Raw genomic sequence first — 16551 nt, forward strand, 5'->3', positions numbered from 1 at the left:
GGGCCCCTTCTCGCCGCGCTGCCGGTCACGCCAAAAGCCCCAGACCACGCACAATCCTTAATGTATTTTGTTACGCCTAATTTCTACTCAGAGTTATGCGCCTCTGTCCACTGCCGCTGCATCGGCGCCACTCAGCCGGCGTAGCGGTTGCGCGGCGGCACCAGGCCGAGATTCTCGCGCAGGGTCGGCCCGGCATACTCGGTGCGGAACATCCCGCGCGCGCGCAGTTCCGGCAGCACCAATTCGATGAATTCATCGAGCGCCAACGGCAGCACCGGCGGGCAGAGGTTGAAGCCGTCCGCCGCGTCACCTTCGACCCAGGCCTGCATGTCGTCGACGATGTCCTTCGGCGTGCCGATCAGTACCCGGCCGCCGAAGCCCGCGGCGATGGTGGAATAGAGCTGGCGGATCGTCAGGTTGTCGCGCCGGGACATGGCGAGCAGGCCCTTGGCCAGGCTGCGCACCATCGGGTTGGTCGGCTCGGGCACCGGCCCGTCAAGCGGATATGCGGACAGGTCGCCCATCTGCGCATAGAGGTAGGACAGGCCGAGTTCCGGTTCGACCAACGCGTTCAGCAGGTCGTATTTCTCCTGCGCCTCGGCGCGGGTGCGGCCGACGAACAGCGTCACGCCGGGCATGATCTTCAGGCTGTCGCGCTCGCGGCCGTACTTCGCCAGCCGGCCCTTGAGATTGGCGTAGTAGACCTGGGCCGAGCCGAGGTCGTGCGGCGCGGCATAGACGACATCGGCGCTGCGCGCGGCGATCTCGAGGCCCTGCTCCGCGGCGCCAGCCTGCACCAGGATCGGGCGGCCCTGCGGCGTGCGCTTGATGGTCAGCGGGCCCTGCACCTTGAAGTGCTTGCCCTCGTGGTTGAGCCAATGCAGCTTGGACTGATCGAAGAAGATGCCGCTCGCCTTGTCGAACAGCGGCGCGTCTTCTTCCCAGCTGTCCCAAAGGCCTTTGACGACCTCGACGAATTCGGTCGCGCGTTCGTAGCGCTCGTCATAGTCCATGTGCTTGTCGCGGTTGAAGTTGCGCGCCTCGGCATCGGACCAGGAGGTGACGATGTTCCACCCGGCGCGCCCGCGGCTCAGATGGTCGAGCGAGGCCCATTTGCGCGCGATGTGGAAGGGCTCGTTGTAGGTGGTCGAGGCGGTCGCCACGAGGCCGATGCGCGAAGTGACCGCCGCCAGCGCCGAGAGCAGCGTGAGCGGTTCCAGTTCCAGCGTCTGGTGCGAACGGCGCAGGGCGCCGGCCGGCTCGTCCTTGGTGCGGAGCCCGATGCCGTCGGCGAGGAAGACCATGTCCAGCTTCGCCGCCTCGGCGGTCTGGGCGAGGTAGCGGTAGTGGTCGAAGCGCGACGCCGCATCGGGGTTGGCCAAAGGATGCCGCCAAGCCGCCGCGTGATAGCCGAGGTAGCGCATCGAAAGGCCGAGGGCGATCTGCTTCGGGCTGCTCATGGTCGGGGTCGTGCCTTCATCGCTGCGTGGGGGGCGCTGCCATGGGCGGGCAGCGCCGGGGGTGGTCGCGGTAACCCGGCCGCCCTCCCCCGCGAAGCCCTCATTCCGCGGTGGGGCCTGTCATGAGGTTCACCGATGCGCGGCGGCTTGCCAAGGCCGGGCCGGGCGCCGCGCCTGCACGCGCCCTGCCTGTCCTTCGCGCATGGAACTCGGCATCGCCAACCGACAGCGCTCGCCCGCTGACCGCGCGATCGAAATGGTGCCCGCGCGCGATGGGCGTCATTCCCGACGCCATGGTGCGCCTGCCGCAGCCGCCGGTTGATCAGGCCGATGCCGCCGCGTTGCGCGCCGCCCTCAAGACGTCGGGCCTTCAGAGCGGCTTACGTTCCGGCCAGGCGCGATCTAGCTAGACGTCCCAGGTGACGGTGAAGTGCTGCGGGAAGGGTGAGCCGCCGCCATCCACCTGCCCCGCCGCGCCCTCCGCGCGTCGCAGGCCGGGCAGCGCGAGCAGCGGCTTGAGCATCTGCGGGATGACGGCGCGGTTGATATGCGCGCCGAAGCAGGCGTGCATGCCGTAGCCCCACAGCATGTAGTCGCGCCACGGGCGGTCTGAGCGGAATCGCTCGGGCGCCTCGACCGCCAGCGGGTCGAACATGGCGGACAGGTTGGCCGCGAGCACCATGGTGCCGGCCGGGATGCGCCGGGCGCGCAGCGTGCCGCGGGCAATCTCGGTATCGTTCACCGCGCGGCGATAGATGATCGGGTTCACCGGGTCGAAGCGCAGCGCCTCGAAGAGATGGGCGGCGAGCACCGCGTCATCGCCCTTGCGGGCCGCCGCGTGGGCGCCGGCCAATGCCTCCGGCCGGTCGAGCAATTGCGCCAGGGCGAGCACCGACGCCTTGGACAGCGTTGGCACCAGGCCGATCAGCAGGCCGATCAGGTTGTTGCGGATGCCGAGGTCGTCCATCCCCGGTGTGCCCGCGCGTTGCAGGGCAAGGCAGCGGTTCAGCACGTCGTCGGCCTCGGTCGGCGTAGCCTTGCGGTCGGCGATCGCGGCGTCGAGCCAGCTGCGCGTCGCCGAGGCGGCCGCGAGCGCACGCCGCGTCACCGCCTTGTCCGCCCCGAGGTCGGCGAAGAGCCACCAGAACATCAGCGTGGTGCCCTCGGCGAGGTCGCGTTGCGTCGGGCCGGGCGTGCCGAAATACGTGGCGACGAGATGCGCGAGCACCGGCAGGGCCAGTTCCGCCGGCACGTCGAGCCGGCCAGGTGCTGCCACGACGATGGTGCCGGCGCGCGCCGCGACGGTCGGCACCACGCGCTGCGCCACATCGTCGCGCCGCACAGCGAGGCGCATGAGCGAGACGTCGCGCGCATAGGCCGCGCTGTCCTGCATGCCGAGGAAGAAGCTCTCGCCATCGGTGATGGCGCGCATGCGCGGTTCATAGACCACGGCGAAATCCGCCTCGCGTTCCAGCACCTCGGTCACGTCGGTCTGGCGGGTGACGATCGCCGTGCCGGTATTGTCATAGGCGGCGATCAGGCGGCGGCTGAGCACGAGGTTTGGCCAGATGGCGCGCAGCAGGGCGAAGACGTGCCGCTGCGTCTCGGCGGTGGCGAACAGCGCCGCGAGGTCGCCGCCGCGCCACGCCCGCAAGCCGCGCGGCACGAGCACGCCCAGCGCCGACCCGGCTTCGCCCAGCATGACCAGGCGAATGCGCAGCGCGGCGAAGAGGCTTCTCAGCATGGCGTCATGTCGGATCGATGGTGCCGGAGGCGATCATGCGAAGTGCGGTCATGCTGGGGACGAAGAAATAGTCGCCGCCGCGCGTCTCGATGAATTGCGGCAGGCTGTCGCAGATGAAGGGCGGCTTGCCGGAGGCCGGGTCGGTGGCGATGACGAATTTCGCCTCCTTCCCGTGATTGCCGATGATCGGGCAGGTGTCGTTGCCGGAGCCGAAATCGAGCCCGTACTGCATCCATTGCTGCTGCACGAACTCGAACTGACGGAACAGGCTGGCGCAGCAGGCGAGCATGACGATGCCGTGCTCGCCGCTGTCGTCCTCGCCCTGCGGGCCACGGCCGTAGGGCAGCCCGCGGCGCAGGATGCGCCGGCGGTTGTTGAGGATGGACCCGCCCCAGCGCTTGGGGTCCGTCGCGCCGAACAGCGGGTCGAGCATGTCGCGCGTATTGGCGCGGCGCAGATGCGAGGAGAAGGGGCATGTCGCCCCTGTCGGGTCGCCGCGGAAGGTGAAGTCCACCAGCGCGCGGTCGAGCGCGGCGATGGTTGCCTTGTCGCCGGTGCGCTCGGCAGTCTCGCGCCGCCGTCGTACCGCCTGCCATTCCTCGAAGGTCGGTGCCACCATCAGCGGCACGCCATCGGACCAGCGGCCGGCGAATTTCGCCATCAGCGTCGGCACCGCGTGGTCATGCGGGATGTCCATCACTGCGGCGAAGGCATCCGCTTGGGAAGCGAGGTAGCGCCGCCAGCCGGCGACGTTCTGGTGCAGCTTCCGATAGGCGTAGAAGGTCCCGTTGCGGCTGAAGTCGAGCGGCATGGCCGCGCCGGCGATCTCCTGCGATTCATCGGGGTAGCCGAGCAGGAACTCGCCGGTGGCGATCGGCGCCCAGCTCTGGTCGGGCAGCAGCTTGCCCTGGCCGATGACGCGCTCGGCCACCAGGTCGGGCGGAACCTGGCCGTCGAACAGCGGATCGCCGATCGCGTCGACGAAGCCGAAATGCTCGACCGGCAATGGGGTGAAGGTGCCGTCCTCCTGGCGCGCCAGGATCGCCGAGAGGTCCTGCCAATCAGGATTGTCGCCGCGATGGCCCGACAGCAGCGCGACACCGCCCTTGGTCGCGCTGCACAGGCCGGCGATCTCGCGCGTGACCTCGTCGAGACGCTCGGACGGCGCGCCGGTCGCCGGGTCCATGTCGGTGTTCAGCGTGACCAGCACATGGACGCGGCGCTGCGGATCCTTCTCGTCCAGCCAGACCGGGTCCCAGCTCTTGCCGATGGCCTTGGGGAAGTTGTCGCACAGGATGTCGGCGCGGGCGGCCATGCCGTCGATGAACTCGTCGGGCATGCCGCGCAGCGTGCGGATCGGCACGTCGAGCGCCAGCAGGCCGCGGAAGGTGAAGGCAAGGTTCAGCGTCACCTCGGGCCGCTTCTGGTAGATCGTGCCCGCCGGATAGGGCTTGCGGTCCGAGGGCCAGCGCAGCGCGGTGGTGACGCGACGGCGCAGCAATTCGATGACGTTCCGCCCCGCATCGGCATCGGCGATGTTCAGCAGCAGGAAGCGTCCCTTCGGGAAGCCTAGCCGGCCATAGGCCGACAGGACATTGCCCTGGATGTCGGCGAGTTCGAGCTGCGGGCTCATGACGCCGTTCCTTTCATGACCGGACCACGCCGCGCGGCTGGGTTGGCGCGGTCGTGTCCTCGGGCCGGTGGGTGCGCAGGAAGGCGCCGAAGGCGACGTGCAGCGCCGCGGGGTCCCTGCCTTGCTGGTCGATGGCGAAGCGCGTGAAGGCCTGTTGCAAGTACAACGCCTTCAGCACGCCGGGCAGGTCGGAGCGCGGTGCGGTCGGGAAGGCTTCGCGCGCCTTCGACGACAATCGCCGCAGAACGATGGCCGCGGTGATCGGCAGCGCTATCAGCCCGAGCAGCGCCAAGATCAACCAGAACCGCGCGCCGCCGCCCATCATCGCGGCCAGCAGGGCGCCGACCAGACCCAGCAGTAGCGCGCCGGCGGCGACAGCCAGCGGCGCCAGCAAGGGACCGAGCGGCATTGCCGTCAGCTTCGGCCCGCCGGTCCAGTAGTCGTTGAAGGGCATGGTCGTCTCGACCTGGCAGGCGGTGATCAGCGCGGCGAAGCCGTCCGGCCCGTCGACGCGGTCATAGCCATGGCAGTGTTCGAGGATGCTGCGCCATTCCGGCTGCATCACCGACCACAGGCCGCGCAGATAGGCGTTGAGTTCGGCGGCGTCGCCGCTGGCCGCGTCGAAGTCGGCGGCGAACAGCAGGTAGGGATGCGGCAGGTGGTCGACCGGATCGGCCGTCACCGGGTCGGGCCCGACCAGCGCAACGCGGATCGGGTCGCGCTTGTCGCGGCCATTGTAGGCGGCGTCGTCGATGACCGCGAAACGCGCGAAATGCGTGCGCCCATCGCGCGCGAAGGGGCTGTTGAGGCCGATATGTTCGGTGGCAGGCGTCTGCAGCGCGGTTGGCAGGGCGACCAGCGCCTCGCGCAGCGCATGGGCGTGGGAAGTCACGCTGGAGGTGCTGCGCGCGTCCTGCACCGGGTCGGTCCGTACCGGGATGAGCACGGTAAGGAAATAGTGGCCGCCATCGAAATTCGGCATCGGTCTGGCCCCTTGGCTCGGCTGTGGCGGATCAGCTCCAGGTGCCCTGGACGATGGTGCGGCGATGATTGTCGGCGTTGCGCGTGTCGTTGCTCGCGACGGGCGCGTAGCCGGGGGATGGCAGGTCGTTCTGCACGGTTGCCAGCGCCCGGCGATATTCGGCCGAGAACGCCTCGGGCGACAGCGTCGCGTGTTTGTCGGTGAGGTCGTCGATCACCGCCCACACGCGCAGGGCCGCCTTGATGTCGCGCTGCGCGGCTCCGGGTGTGGCGTTGTAGTAGTAGTCGTTGTCGACCTGGTTGGCGCGGATATAGGCCTTGAAGGGCGAGATCGGGATCGAGCCAGGGTATTTCGTGCTCGAGTACCAGAACAGGTCGAGCCCGTTCGGGATCCCGTCCGAGAAGGCATCGATGTACTGGTCCCAGGTGCCGTTGAAGTTGCTGATGAACAGCATGTAGTCGTTGCGCATCGTCGGGCGGCCCTGGCCGAGGTCGGGCCACTGGTCGCGCCGGATCATCACCCATCGGGCGAAATGGATGATCGACAGGCCCAGCAACCCGCCGAGTTGCTGTGGCTGGGTGCGGGCGATCTTGAAGATCAACGTGTTGATCCAAGTCTTCCACGGCCGCATCGGGGTGACCACGTTCATCCCGTACGCCTTGCCGGCGACATTGGACATGACGGCGCCCTCATTCGACGCGCAGCGAGAAGCGCTGCGGCTACGGGACGATAATGCGTTCAGTGCTTCGGTGGAACGAGAACCTGCAGTTGCGGGTAACGTGCCTCACAGTTCCGCAGCGACGGGGCGCCCGGGTGGCGCACGCATAGGGCGGCCGTTCGGCGCCGGCCGGTGGGCGGCAAACTGCATGCTCATCGCGTCACGTTGACCGCGACCGATATCCCTGGAAGGCTTTGTTGAAGCTCAGAAACATTGGAGGACGCCCGTGAGTAGCTTCCGTCGCAGCCTGCTGGCCGTCGCACTCCTCCTGGGCCTGACGGCGCCGGCGCATGCGCAGCGTGGACCGGTCGCCGCAGCGCTGCTGCAATTCGAGGAAGCGTTGACCTGGGAGGCGATGACGCCCGATTGGCGCCGGCTTCGCCCGGGCTGGGTGCAGCAGGTCTCGAACGCGGCCTCACCCGCGCAGACCGCCGCGCTGATGGTGCAGTTGGAGACCAACATGGGCTGGGAAGCTGTTCAGGGGAGTTGGCGCGGCCGTCGCGACAGTTGGCTGGCCGAGGCGCAACGCGCGCGCTCGCCCGCCGATGTCGCGGTGCTGCTCAAGGAGTTGGAAGAGGTGACGCTGTGGTCGGCGGTCAGCGGGTCCTGGCGCGGCACGCGGCCGGGCTGGGTGGCGCGGCTGGACGCGATCGCCAGTGGGCGCGGCGCAACCGGGAAGTAGTGGGGCGGACCAAGTGCCGGGTCCGTGGCTTTCGGCCGGATGGGTGGCGACGATTGCCGGGAGGCAGGAGAACCGGCGGAGGGGCCGTGCCCGGATTCGAACCGTCTCCGTTCTCAGCCCCCCATTGCAGCGGTGGGAACCAGCAAGCAAATTCGCCGGGCGTTCCCAGTGAACCGCAATTTGGTGACTCGGGGCTACGCAACATGTCGGGCCGCCCAATCCCCGCAAGGCAAGCGCCCGGACGCTGGCCTCGCCGGGACATCGTGCGCCCCGGCAGACAGGGAACGTCTGGCAGGCCGTGACAGAAGGCCACCCGCTCCACCTCAATGCGCAGTCCAGCCACCGTCAACCGGCAGGGCCACGCCGGTAATCGACGCCGCCCCATCCGAACAAAGAAACGCGACGGTGGCAGCGATCTCCTCAACGGTCGCGAAGCGCCGCGTCGGCTGCTCTGCCAGGAATATCGTGCGAATCACCTCTGTCTCACTCAGCCCGTGCGCGCGCGCCTGCGCCGCAACCTGGCCGGCGACCAGAGGCGTCCAGACATAGCCCGGGCAGACGGCGTTGCAGGTGACGCCAAATTCCGCGGCCTCGAGAGCCGTGACCTTTGTCAGCCCAATGACCCCGTGCTTGGCGGCGACATAGGCACTCTTGAAGGGCGAGGCGATCAGTCCGTGCGCCGAGGCGATATTCAAGATGCGCCCCCAACCACGTTCCTTCATCGCGCCGAGCGCCGCGCGCGTCGCGTGAAAGGCCGCGGAGAGGTTGATCGCCGTGATGGCATCCCATTTCTCCGGCGGGAAATCCTCGATCGGCGCGACATGCTGGATGCCGGCGTTGTTCACCAGGATGTCCGTTGGGCCAAAGGCGCGACGCGTGCGCTCGACCAGCGCCTCGACCTGAGCCGCGTCAGACATGTCTGCCCCGTCATGGCGCACGGGCACGGCATGCGCGTCGCTGATGCGCCGCGCCGTCTCCTCGACTTCGGCGATGGGGCCGAAGCCATTGAGCACAACGGCGGCGCCGCGCGCCGCAAGCGCCTCGGCAATGCCAAGGCCAATGCCGCTCGTCGAGCCGGTGACAATCGCGACGCGACCTTCCAGCTCACGTGGACTGTCGCCTGTCCCGGGCAGGCCGCCCGGCGTCATGATCATGCTGCTCATCGGCTATCCTCCTCGCAGCAGGTCATTCGCGCGGCGGTCCGCCCTGGATACATGCCTGCTTCGGCGGCCGCAGGATGAGTCACGGCCACCATCGCACGCCAATGCCGACCGGACAGCGTTTCGATGGCCGTTCGCTATGGCGGACCCGGTACCGGCACGCTTATTGTGGCTGGTCTGAACGATGCGGCCCGCCGGCTCCTGGCCGATGGGGGCCACAGGCTGAAGGGCGTCCGCGATGGAGATCCACGAGATCCGCTATTTCCTGGCGGTTTGCCAGACGCTCAACTTCACCAAGGCCGCAGAGAACTGCAACGTCAGCCAGCCGGCCCTGACGCGCGCCATCCAGAAAATGGAGGGCGAGCTCGGAGGGCTGCTCTTTTCGCGTGAGCGCGGCAACACGCACCTCACCGAGCTCGGGCGATTGATGCATCCGCATTTCGAGGAGGTGCTCGCGCGGACAGCGGCAGCGAAGGACAGCGCGCTGCGCTTCCTGCGGCTCGAGAGCGCACATTTGCGCGTCGGCGTCATGAGCACCATCGGGCCGATGCGCTTCGTCGGGTTCCTCAACCGCTTCCGCGCCGATCACGGCGGTGTCGAGCTGACGCTGAGCGAGGCGGTCGCCTCACGTCTGTCGGCCGCACTGGTGGCAGGCGAGATCGACGTTGCCGTGATGGCTCAGCCGGACGACTTCGACGAGCGGCTCCGCGCCGAGCCGCTCTATCGCGAACGCTTCGTCGTCGCCTGTCCGATCGGCCATCCGTTCGAGCGCCGCAACGCCATCACCATGAAGGACATGGATGGGCAGACCTACCTGCAACGAGCCAACTGCGAGTTCCGCGACGTGCTGCGCGAACGCTGCGAATCCGCTGGTGCCTACATCAACCGCTCGTACCGCAGCGAGCGGGAGGATTGGATCCAGACCATGATCGCTGCCGGCATGGGGGTCTGCTTCATCCCGGAATTCTCGGCAACGCATCCGGGCCTGGTGCTGCGTCGCGTTGAGGAACCGGAGGTCGTGCGCAGTATATGCCTCGTCACCGTTGCCGGGCGGCGCTGGTCGCCTGCGGTGGCGAGCTTCGTGCAGGCGATCCGCCGCTATTCCTGGCCGACGAGCGACGACATCGAAGACGCGCCCGACGCGACTGCCGGTGGATGAACGACGATAGGTGATCCGCATCGAACCAATGCCACACCGGCCTTGGCCAGGATGGGCCTGCACCGACGAGACTTCCTTCACGTTCCGGCGTCGCGCCGGACCAGGTTGAGGAGGGTGTCATGCGCCATCAGTCCGAAAGCGCCCATCAGAGCCTCGGGGACGCGTCGTGCGGCGATTGGGAGGCCATGATGGCGGCAGCGCAGAATGGCGACGCCCGCGCCTACCAGCGCCTGCTGCGGGAGATGCTGCCGCTGCTGCGCAGCGTCGCGCGGCGACGGCTCAGCAATGCGGCCGATGTCGATGAGGCGGTGCAGGACACACTCCTGACGGTCCACGAATTGCGCCACACCTATGAGCCGGGCCGTCCCCTGCGCCCCTGGCTCCGGGTGATCTGCGAGCGCCGCTGCGTCGATCGTATTCGCTGGCGCCAGCGCCACGCGCGTGGCGAGCTGCCGATCTCGGACGCGGAGGAGTGCATCGCCGCGCCATCCCTGCACGATGCGGGTCCGGACCGGGTGATGAGCGTGCAACTGCGCACCCTGATCGACGCCCTGCCCACCGCGCAGCGCGTGGCATTGACGTTGACGCGCTTCAAGGAGCTTTCGCTGGCAGAGGCGAGCAGGCTTTCGGGCCTCTCGGTAGGCTCGCTGAAGGTCGCCTGCTGGCGCGGCGTGCGCACGCTGCGCCAGCAGCTTGATGAAGCGGCATAGTCACGCACCTGCACGACTGGTCTCATCCGGCACACCTGCGAAACCATCGCGGCGCGGCTGTCGAATAGAACGTCATGATCACAATTTCCGCGACGTCGCCGGACCCGTTGGTCGTGGTGATCCGCCCCGAACGAAGGATGCTCAGCGCATGTTCACGACGCCCAGCACCACGACACATGCGGTGATCGATCGCACCAATCTGGGCCAGATCGTCCTGGTGTTGCAGGGCGGCGGCGCGCTCGGGGCCTACCAGGCCGGCGTCTATCAGGCGCTCGACGAAGCGGGCATCGAGCCGGACTGGGTGATCGGCACGTCGATCGGCGCCATCAATGCCGGCATCATCGCCGGCAATCGGCCTGGCCAGCGGCTGCCCCGGCTGCGGGAATTCTGGTCGCGGATGCAGCGCGACCCGGTCGCCGAGCTGTTCTGCCAAGTGCCCGGGTGGGGCGTCATGGCGGCGAATGCGATGACCGTCCTGGGTGGCCTGCCGGCGTTCTTCAAACCCAATCCCCTGGCTGCCCTCGGCCTAAAGCTGGCGCCCGAGGCAGCGGGCTACTACTCGACGGCCCCGCTCGAGAAGACGTTGGCGGACCTCATCGACGGCGAGGTCCTCGCCGCCGGCGCGACCCGGCTGACGGTCGGCGCGGCCAGCGTCCGCACCGCCGAGATGCGCTACTTCGACAGCCGCGAGGCGCCGGTCTCGATCCGCCACATCATGGCATCGGGCGCGCTGCCGCCGGCCTTCCCGGCGGTGCGCATCGACGGTGAGCTCTACTGGGATGGCGGCATCCTCTCGAATACCCCGGTGGAGGCGGTGTTCGACGACAACCCGCGCCGCAGCGGCCTCGTCTTCACCGTCAACATCTGGCATGCGGAAGGGGCCGAGCCCAACGACATGGCCACGGTCATGGCGCGGCAGAAGGACGTGCAGTACGCCAGCCGCGCCGCCTCGCAGATCCAGCGCCAGAAGCAGATCCATCGCCTGCGCCACATCATCGCCGAGCTGGCCGGCCGCTTGCCGGAGGCGGATCAGCGCAATCCCGAGGTCAGGCGCCTTGCCGCTTATGGCTGCCTGACGCGGATGCATGTGGTGCGGCTGCAGGCGCCCGCGGTGCTGGGAGAGGACCAGACCAAGGACATCGACTTCAGCGCGCGCGGCATCCGCGAGCGCTGGGAGGCCGGCTACGCCGACACGATCCGGGTGCTCGACCAGCAGCCCTGGACGCATCAATTCGATCCGATCGAGGGCTTCATCCTGCACGAGACGGAAGCCGGCACCATCATCAGCGAAGGGTGAGGACGACGCCAATGCAGCGGATCGTGATCATCGGCGGTGGCTTCGCCGGCTCCACCACGGCGAGCATCCTGGCCCGGCGACTGCCGCCGGGCTGGGAAGTCCTGCTGATCAGCGAGGAAAGCTACACCACCTACAACCCGATGCTCTCGGAAGTGGTCGGCGCCTCGATCTTCCCTGAGCAGGTGGTGGCGCCGCTGCGCCAGGTTCTCGGCATCGGGCGGCGCGGGCGGTTCGTGATGGGGCGCGTCTCCGCCATCGACCTCGCGCATCGGCAGGTGACCTGCGCAACCCTCGCGGGAGAACGGAGCTTCGCCTATGACCATCTGGTCCTGGCGCTCGGCAATCGTGCGCGGCGCGACCTCATCCCCGGCATGGCCGAGCATGCCCTGCCGCTGAAGACCGTGGGCGACGCGCTGCACATCCGCAACTTCGTGCTGCGGCGCCTCGCACAGATGGAACTCGAGACCGATGTCGCGATCCGGCGGCGCCTTGGCCGCTTCGTCGTGATCGGCGGCGGTTTCTCGGGCGTCGAGGTCGCCGGTGCGCTGGCCGACTGCCTGAAGGGCATCGCCCGCTACTATCCCGGTGCGGCGGCGCAGGCGCTTGAGGTTGCCCTCGTGCAGAACTTGCCGCGCCTGCTGCCGGAACTGCCGGACTCCCTCGGGGCGGCGGCGCAGCGGATGCTCGTTGCCGACGGGGTGGATGTCCGGCTCGGCGCCACGGCCGAGGCCATACGGGGCGATGGCGTCGTCCTCTCCGACGGGGAGCTGATCGAGGCTGCCACGGTGATCGGCACGATCGGAACGCAACCCAATGCGCTGACCGTAGCGCTTGGCCTGCCGATGGAGCGGGGGCGGATCCGGGTCGATCCGGGCATGCAGGTGGCCGGTCGGTCCGACGTATGGGCGATCGGTGATTGTGCCTGCGTGGTCAATGCGCGCGATGGCGCGGCCTCGCCGCCGACCGCCCAGTTCGCCGTGCGCCAGGCGACGCAACTCGCCCGCAACCTGCTTGCCGCGCTGCGCGGGCAGGATGCCCGCCCGTTCCACTATCGGCCGCGCGGGGCGATGGCCGCGATCGGCCACATGAACGGCGTGGCAGAGGTGTTCGGCGTCCGCCTCACCGGCCTGCCCGCCTGGTTTTTGTGGCGTGCCTACTACCTATCCCAGATGCCAACACCAGGGCGGAAGCTGCGCATCTTCGTCGAATGGACGTGGGGGATGTTCTTCGCGACCGACATCACGCATATCCGCTTCACGCGCAGCGTCGAGCACGAGGACGTGCCCCGAGCCGCGGAGCCCGACCGCGACGTTTCCGGACGGAGCGTGGCGGCGTGACATGGACATGCACCTGCTCAGCCCCGCCTTCCTGATCGCCGCCGCCTGCGCGGGGCTGATGGGCTTCGCCATCCAGCGTGGGGCCACCTGCACCGTCGCGGCCGTGGACGAGATCCTCGACAAAGGCTCCGCCCGGCGTCTTGTTGCGATGGTCGAGGCTTCGGCCTGGGTTGCCGCCGGACTCCTCGTCGCACAGGGGCTTGGGGTGCTCGGAATGATGCCGGTGGGCTATCCCTTGCACGATTGGACGATCGTGGGAGCCATGCTGCTCGGGCTCGGCGCATGGCTCAACCGGGCCTGCGCGTTCGGTTCGATCGCCCGGCTGGGCAACGGCGAATGGGCCTATCTGGCAACGCCGATCGGCTATTTTGCAGGGTGCCTGGCCTTCACGCTCCTGGGCGTACAGTCCGCGCCGACGCCACTCACGGAAGGGTCCCCGATATTGCGGGCACCGGCATGGGTCGCGCTGCCGGTCATCGCGGCCATGGCGTGGCGGCTTGTCCGACATGCACGAGGCAGTTGGACACCGCATGCCGCCACCACCGTGATCGGCATCACCTTCTTCGTCACGCTGCTGCTCGTCGGTGCATGGAGCTACACCGATGCGCTGGCGGAGTTGTCGCGCGGCATGGCGGGCAGCGTGGTGATGCGGGGGCTGCTGTTCCTTGCGCTGCTGGCGGGTGCGATCCTCGGCGGTTCGATCGCGGGCCGACGCGGCAGCACACGGATCGCGCTGCCTGCACTGCTGCGCTGCTTCGCCGGTGGTGCCGTCATGGCCTCGGGCGCACTGCTGGTCCCGGGCGGGAATGACGGCCTCATCCTGCTCGGCATGCCGCTTCTCTGGCCCTATGCATGGGTAGCATTCCTGACGATGTGCCTCACGATCGTCTTGCCGCGATTGGCGCAAAGCGGATTGCGCTGGTGCGCTGCCCCGCGACGATCCCGGCCGCCACGCGCTGGTGCCTGACCGCCGCAGTTTCGCCATGGGTGCCGGGCTGGCTTGTGCGGCGGCTGTCTCGACTACATAGAATTCGACGGCCAGCCTCGACGACCGACACGCGCATCAGCGTCAGCCATTCCCTGCTCACCCGCGACGCATTCTCCGTAAGCAGGCGATCAAGCTCTCCGCGCCACGCTCCGGCCTTGGCTACTCGGCACGTTCGTAGCGGGATTCCGTCGTCCCCGAGTGCAGGACCTTCCGCACCAGCTTCCGCGACAGGCCAAGCCGACGGCAGATCGCCCCGATCGACCGTCCATCGACGTGATGCAGTCGACGGATTTTCCCGATCGTCTCCGCCACCAGCTTCCGAATCATGCCCCCGGGCATCACCAGAAGCCAACGTGAACCCATCCATCAGAGGGCTCCCGTTTAGACGCTGATCACCCCCACAACAGGGGTCCTTTTCCGGGCCGATCCACAGAACGGGCAAGAGAGGTGGTTAGGCTTCTCGCTATAGCGTTTCGGTCCCGATAAGTGTCTTCACCGCCGGTTGATACGCGCGTCTTGCTGATGCCGCGGCTTGACGCAGTGCGGGGTTAATCCGAACGGAGTGAGACCGCAGCACCGACGGCAATGCCGTGCTGCCCTTCGCTGCGGCGGATGGTCGAGACAGGCCTGTTCCGGCGTCCGCTCCCAGGCTCGAATGCGTCCGGCGGGTTCGCTTCGTCATGGTCACTCCTGAACCGTCCCCACTGCCGGCGCGTCAGCCGAAGCGCTGGGTTGCTGGAGGTGCCCCGCTGGGTGACCTCGTTTAGGAGGTCATCAATGCTGCATCCAGATCACGGTGATGCTCGGTGCCGAACCCGCGTTGGGGATGCGTTGTACTGAGTGTTCGCTCCCGACGTACGGATTTCGGGCAAGTGGTACTCGAACCACGACAGGTGCTTACCGCGCTGAAACCGGCCTTCAAGCTGTGTTTTTGTGTTCCGTACAAAAATGCCCAGGTTAGGAGATCCGGAGAGAATTGGCCTCCGAAGAGCGAATTTCCGCCGTGTCCGCATCCGGCGAGCCAACAGGTGCTCCCCGGAAACCCCAGGGAACCTGCCACTCAGCGCGGCGAGCGACCGGGAGGAGAGCATGGCACGCATGGGAACTGGCGGAGGAGGTGCGACCCGGTACAGGCGGTCTCTCGCAGGTTTTCGCAGAGCCTCGATGACGTCTAAAGCGGGCCGCGCGAGCCAAGGCGAAAAGCAGCTTCGCCCGCCGATTCAGGGCGGAACTGGCGGCTTCGTACAAGCAGATACAAACCACCTCAGGCAACTGGATCAGCGCTGCAACGACAGCGCATCGGCCAGCAGGTCAAAGACCACCCGCACGCGCCGGCTGGTGTGTAGTTCCCGATGTGTGACGAGCCAGATGGGGAAGACGATGGGCGCCGCCTCGGGCAGCACACGGCGAACCCGTGGCTCTGCATCGCCCACCGCTTCCGTGTTGAAGCCGATGCCCGCGCCCTGCTTCACCAGTTCCCAATGCACCAAGTGGCTGTCCACCTGAACCGGCACTTGCTGCGCCGTCACCTGCAGGCCTAAGGCGCGCATGCCCTCGATGAAGTCTGAGGTTTCGCCAAACGCCACGAACTCGGCCCGCGTCAGATCATCCCAGCCCCGAGGATGGCCCAGCTTGCTGAGATAGCCCGGGGTCGCGTAGGGACGGCCCCGGTCCTCCCCCACCTTGCGTGCGATGAGTTCCGGCTCACGCGGGTCGAAGTTGCGGACAGCGATGTCGGCCTCGCGGCGCAGCAGATCAGCCGTGCGATTGGTCGCGCGGATTTCCACCGTGATGCCCGGATGTGCCGCGCGCAGCCTGGCAATGATGGGGGGCAGGACGTGCGCCGCACAGGCTTCGGTGGCGGTAATCCGGATCGGGCCTTCGATCCGCTGCGATTGGCCGGTGGCGGCCAGGGCCAAGCGGCCGGCGGCCTCGCCCATCGTGCGCACGTGGTCCAGCAACGCCCCGGCGGTGGGTGTGAGCACGAGGCCGCGACCGGCCCGCTCGAACAGGGCAACACCAAGTTCACGCTCCAGCGCTGCGATCTGGCGGCCGAGCGTAGGCTGGGTGAGGCCGAGTGCCCGCGCCGCGGCGGAGAGCGAACCCGCCTCGGCGGTGGCGAGGAAGGCGCGGATGCGATTCCAATCGAGCTGTGAGGCGGTCCAATCCATGCATCCTTGTATGGGTCATGACCGGATTTCGCCAGTTCCACGCGTACTGCTGCATGGGTAGGTGAGCAGCTTCATAACGCCGGAGCAGAGACAATCATGTACATTCGACCGATCGCACCCCTCGCTGCCGCGCTTGCCCTCCTGGCCGGATGTGCGGCCACCATCAGTCAGGACGGCCTGGAGCAACGCACCGCTCAGGCCATCGGGCGAACCATCGGCCAGTTCGACATCACCGACCGCAGCGAAGAGGCCGGAGGCCGTATCAATTACACCGCCAACACGCGCGACGGGGCGGCTTACCGCTGCTACCTTTACGGGGCCACCGGCCTCCAGAATGCCGTGACCTTTGGGCAGACGCCGCATTCCGATGCCATCTGCACCGCCTTGGCGAGTGGCCAGAGAGGGACCGGCAATGGGGGGCCCGCGGCCACAGGCCAACGTGGTCGAAGCGCTGGCAGCAATTGCAATGCGTTGTTGCGGGCAGCCGGGCGGTGCTGATCCGTCATCCCT

Annotated in this window: 15 protein-coding genes; 7 read left to right on the forward strand and 8 right to left on the reverse strand. The window is 67.9% G+C overall.

The genetic code is table 11. The features are described from left to right. Positions 1-131: 131 nt before the first annotated feature. From IEY36_RS15900 to IEY36_RS15920, 5 genes are all read right to left on the reverse strand, one after another. Positions 132-1460, reverse strand: coding sequence for an LLM class flavin-dependent oxidoreductase (locus tag IEY36_RS15900; RefSeq protein WP_188968310.1), 1329 nt, complete (start codon positions 1458-1460; stop codon positions 132-134). Between the two features lie 406 nt (positions 1461-1866). Next, on the reverse strand, positions 1867-3204 hold the full coding sequence (locus IEY36_RS15905; protein WP_188968312.1) for a cytochrome P450: 1338 nt from the start codon (positions 3202-3204) through the stop codon (positions 1867-1869). 4 nt (positions 3205-3208) lie between these two features. Then, a complete protein-coding gene (locus IEY36_RS15910; RefSeq protein WP_188968314.1) occupies positions 3209-4837 on the reverse strand; it encodes a Dyp-type peroxidase in 1629 nt (542 codons plus the stop codon). A gap of 13 nt (positions 4838-4850) precedes the next feature. Beyond that, positions 4851-5819, reverse strand: coding sequence for a hypothetical protein (locus tag IEY36_RS15915; RefSeq protein ID WP_188968316.1), 969 nt, complete (start codon positions 5817-5819; stop codon positions 4851-4853). A gap of 31 nt (positions 5820-5850) precedes the next feature. Further along, the gene (locus IEY36_RS15920) at positions 5851-6498 is read right to left on the reverse strand and encodes a hypothetical protein (RefSeq protein WP_188968318.1); all 648 of its coding nucleotides are present in this window, start codon (positions 6496-6498) and stop codon (positions 5851-5853) included. Between the two features lie 265 nt (positions 6499-6763). Here IEY36_RS15920 and IEY36_RS15925 point away from each other — a divergent pair, with 265 nt between their 5' ends. Further along, entirely contained in the window at positions 6764-7219 is a 456-nt protein-coding gene (locus IEY36_RS15925; protein WP_188968320.1) for a hypothetical protein, read from the forward strand. A gap of 323 nt (positions 7220-7542) precedes the next feature. On the opposite strand, the gene IEY36_RS15930 is transcribed toward IEY36_RS15925, so the two are convergent. Then, a complete protein-coding gene (locus IEY36_RS15930; RefSeq protein ID WP_188968323.1) occupies positions 7543-8367 on the reverse strand; it encodes a 3-hydroxybutyrate dehydrogenase in 825 nt (274 codons plus the stop codon). 250 nt (positions 8368-8617) lie between these two features. Here IEY36_RS15930 and IEY36_RS15935 point away from each other — a divergent pair, with 250 nt between their 5' ends. From IEY36_RS15935 to IEY36_RS15955, 5 genes are all read left to right on the forward strand, one after another. Next, positions 8618-9538: a LysR family transcriptional regulator gene (locus IEY36_RS15935; RefSeq protein ID WP_188968324.1), complete on the forward strand. Its 921-nt coding sequence runs from the start codon at positions 8618-8620 to the stop codon at positions 9536-9538. A gap of 119 nt (positions 9539-9657) precedes the next feature. Beyond that, positions 9658-10248, forward strand: a complete 591-nt coding sequence (locus IEY36_RS15940; protein WP_188968327.1) for an RNA polymerase sigma factor — start codon at positions 9658-9660, stop codon at positions 10246-10248. A gap of 148 nt (positions 10249-10396) precedes the next feature. Further along, entirely contained in the window at positions 10397-11545 is a 1149-nt protein-coding gene (locus IEY36_RS15945) for a patatin-like phospholipase family protein (protein WP_188968328.1), read from the forward strand. Between the two features lie 11 nt (positions 11546-11556). Then, complete coding sequence (locus IEY36_RS15950; RefSeq protein ID WP_188968330.1) at positions 11557-12882, forward strand: NAD(P)/FAD-dependent oxidoreductase; 1326 nt, start codon at positions 11557-11559, stop codon at positions 12880-12882. Positions 12883-12940: 58 nt separating this feature from the next. After that, positions 12941-13849, forward strand: a complete 909-nt coding sequence (locus IEY36_RS15955; RefSeq protein WP_229681355.1) for a YeeE/YedE thiosulfate transporter family protein — start codon at positions 12941-12943, stop codon at positions 13847-13849. A gap of 180 nt (positions 13850-14029) precedes the next feature. On the opposite strand, the gene IEY36_RS15960 is transcribed toward IEY36_RS15955, so the two are convergent. Both IEY36_RS15960 and IEY36_RS15965 read right to left on the reverse strand, forming a co-directional pair. Continuing rightward, on the reverse strand, positions 14030-14197 hold the full coding sequence (locus IEY36_RS15960; RefSeq protein WP_188968334.1) for a hypothetical protein: 168 nt from the start codon (positions 14195-14197) through the stop codon (positions 14030-14032). Positions 14198-15147: 950 nt separating this feature from the next. Then, positions 15148-16041 (reverse strand): LysR family transcriptional regulator, encoded by an 894-nt coding sequence (locus IEY36_RS15965; protein ID WP_188968336.1) that lies wholly within the window; start codon positions 16039-16041, stop codon positions 15148-15150. A gap of 96 nt (positions 16042-16137) precedes the next feature. Here IEY36_RS15965 and IEY36_RS15970 point away from each other — a divergent pair, with 96 nt between their 5' ends. Next, positions 16138-16539: a hypothetical protein gene (locus tag IEY36_RS15970; protein ID WP_188968338.1), complete on the forward strand. Its 402-nt coding sequence runs from the start codon at positions 16138-16140 to the stop codon at positions 16537-16539. Positions 16540-16551: the final 12 nt, after the last annotated feature.

The organism is Neoroseomonas lacus, from assembly GCF_014644535.1.
GTDB lineage: Bacteria > Pseudomonadota > Alphaproteobacteria > Acetobacterales > Acetobacteraceae > Neoroseomonas > Neoroseomonas lacus.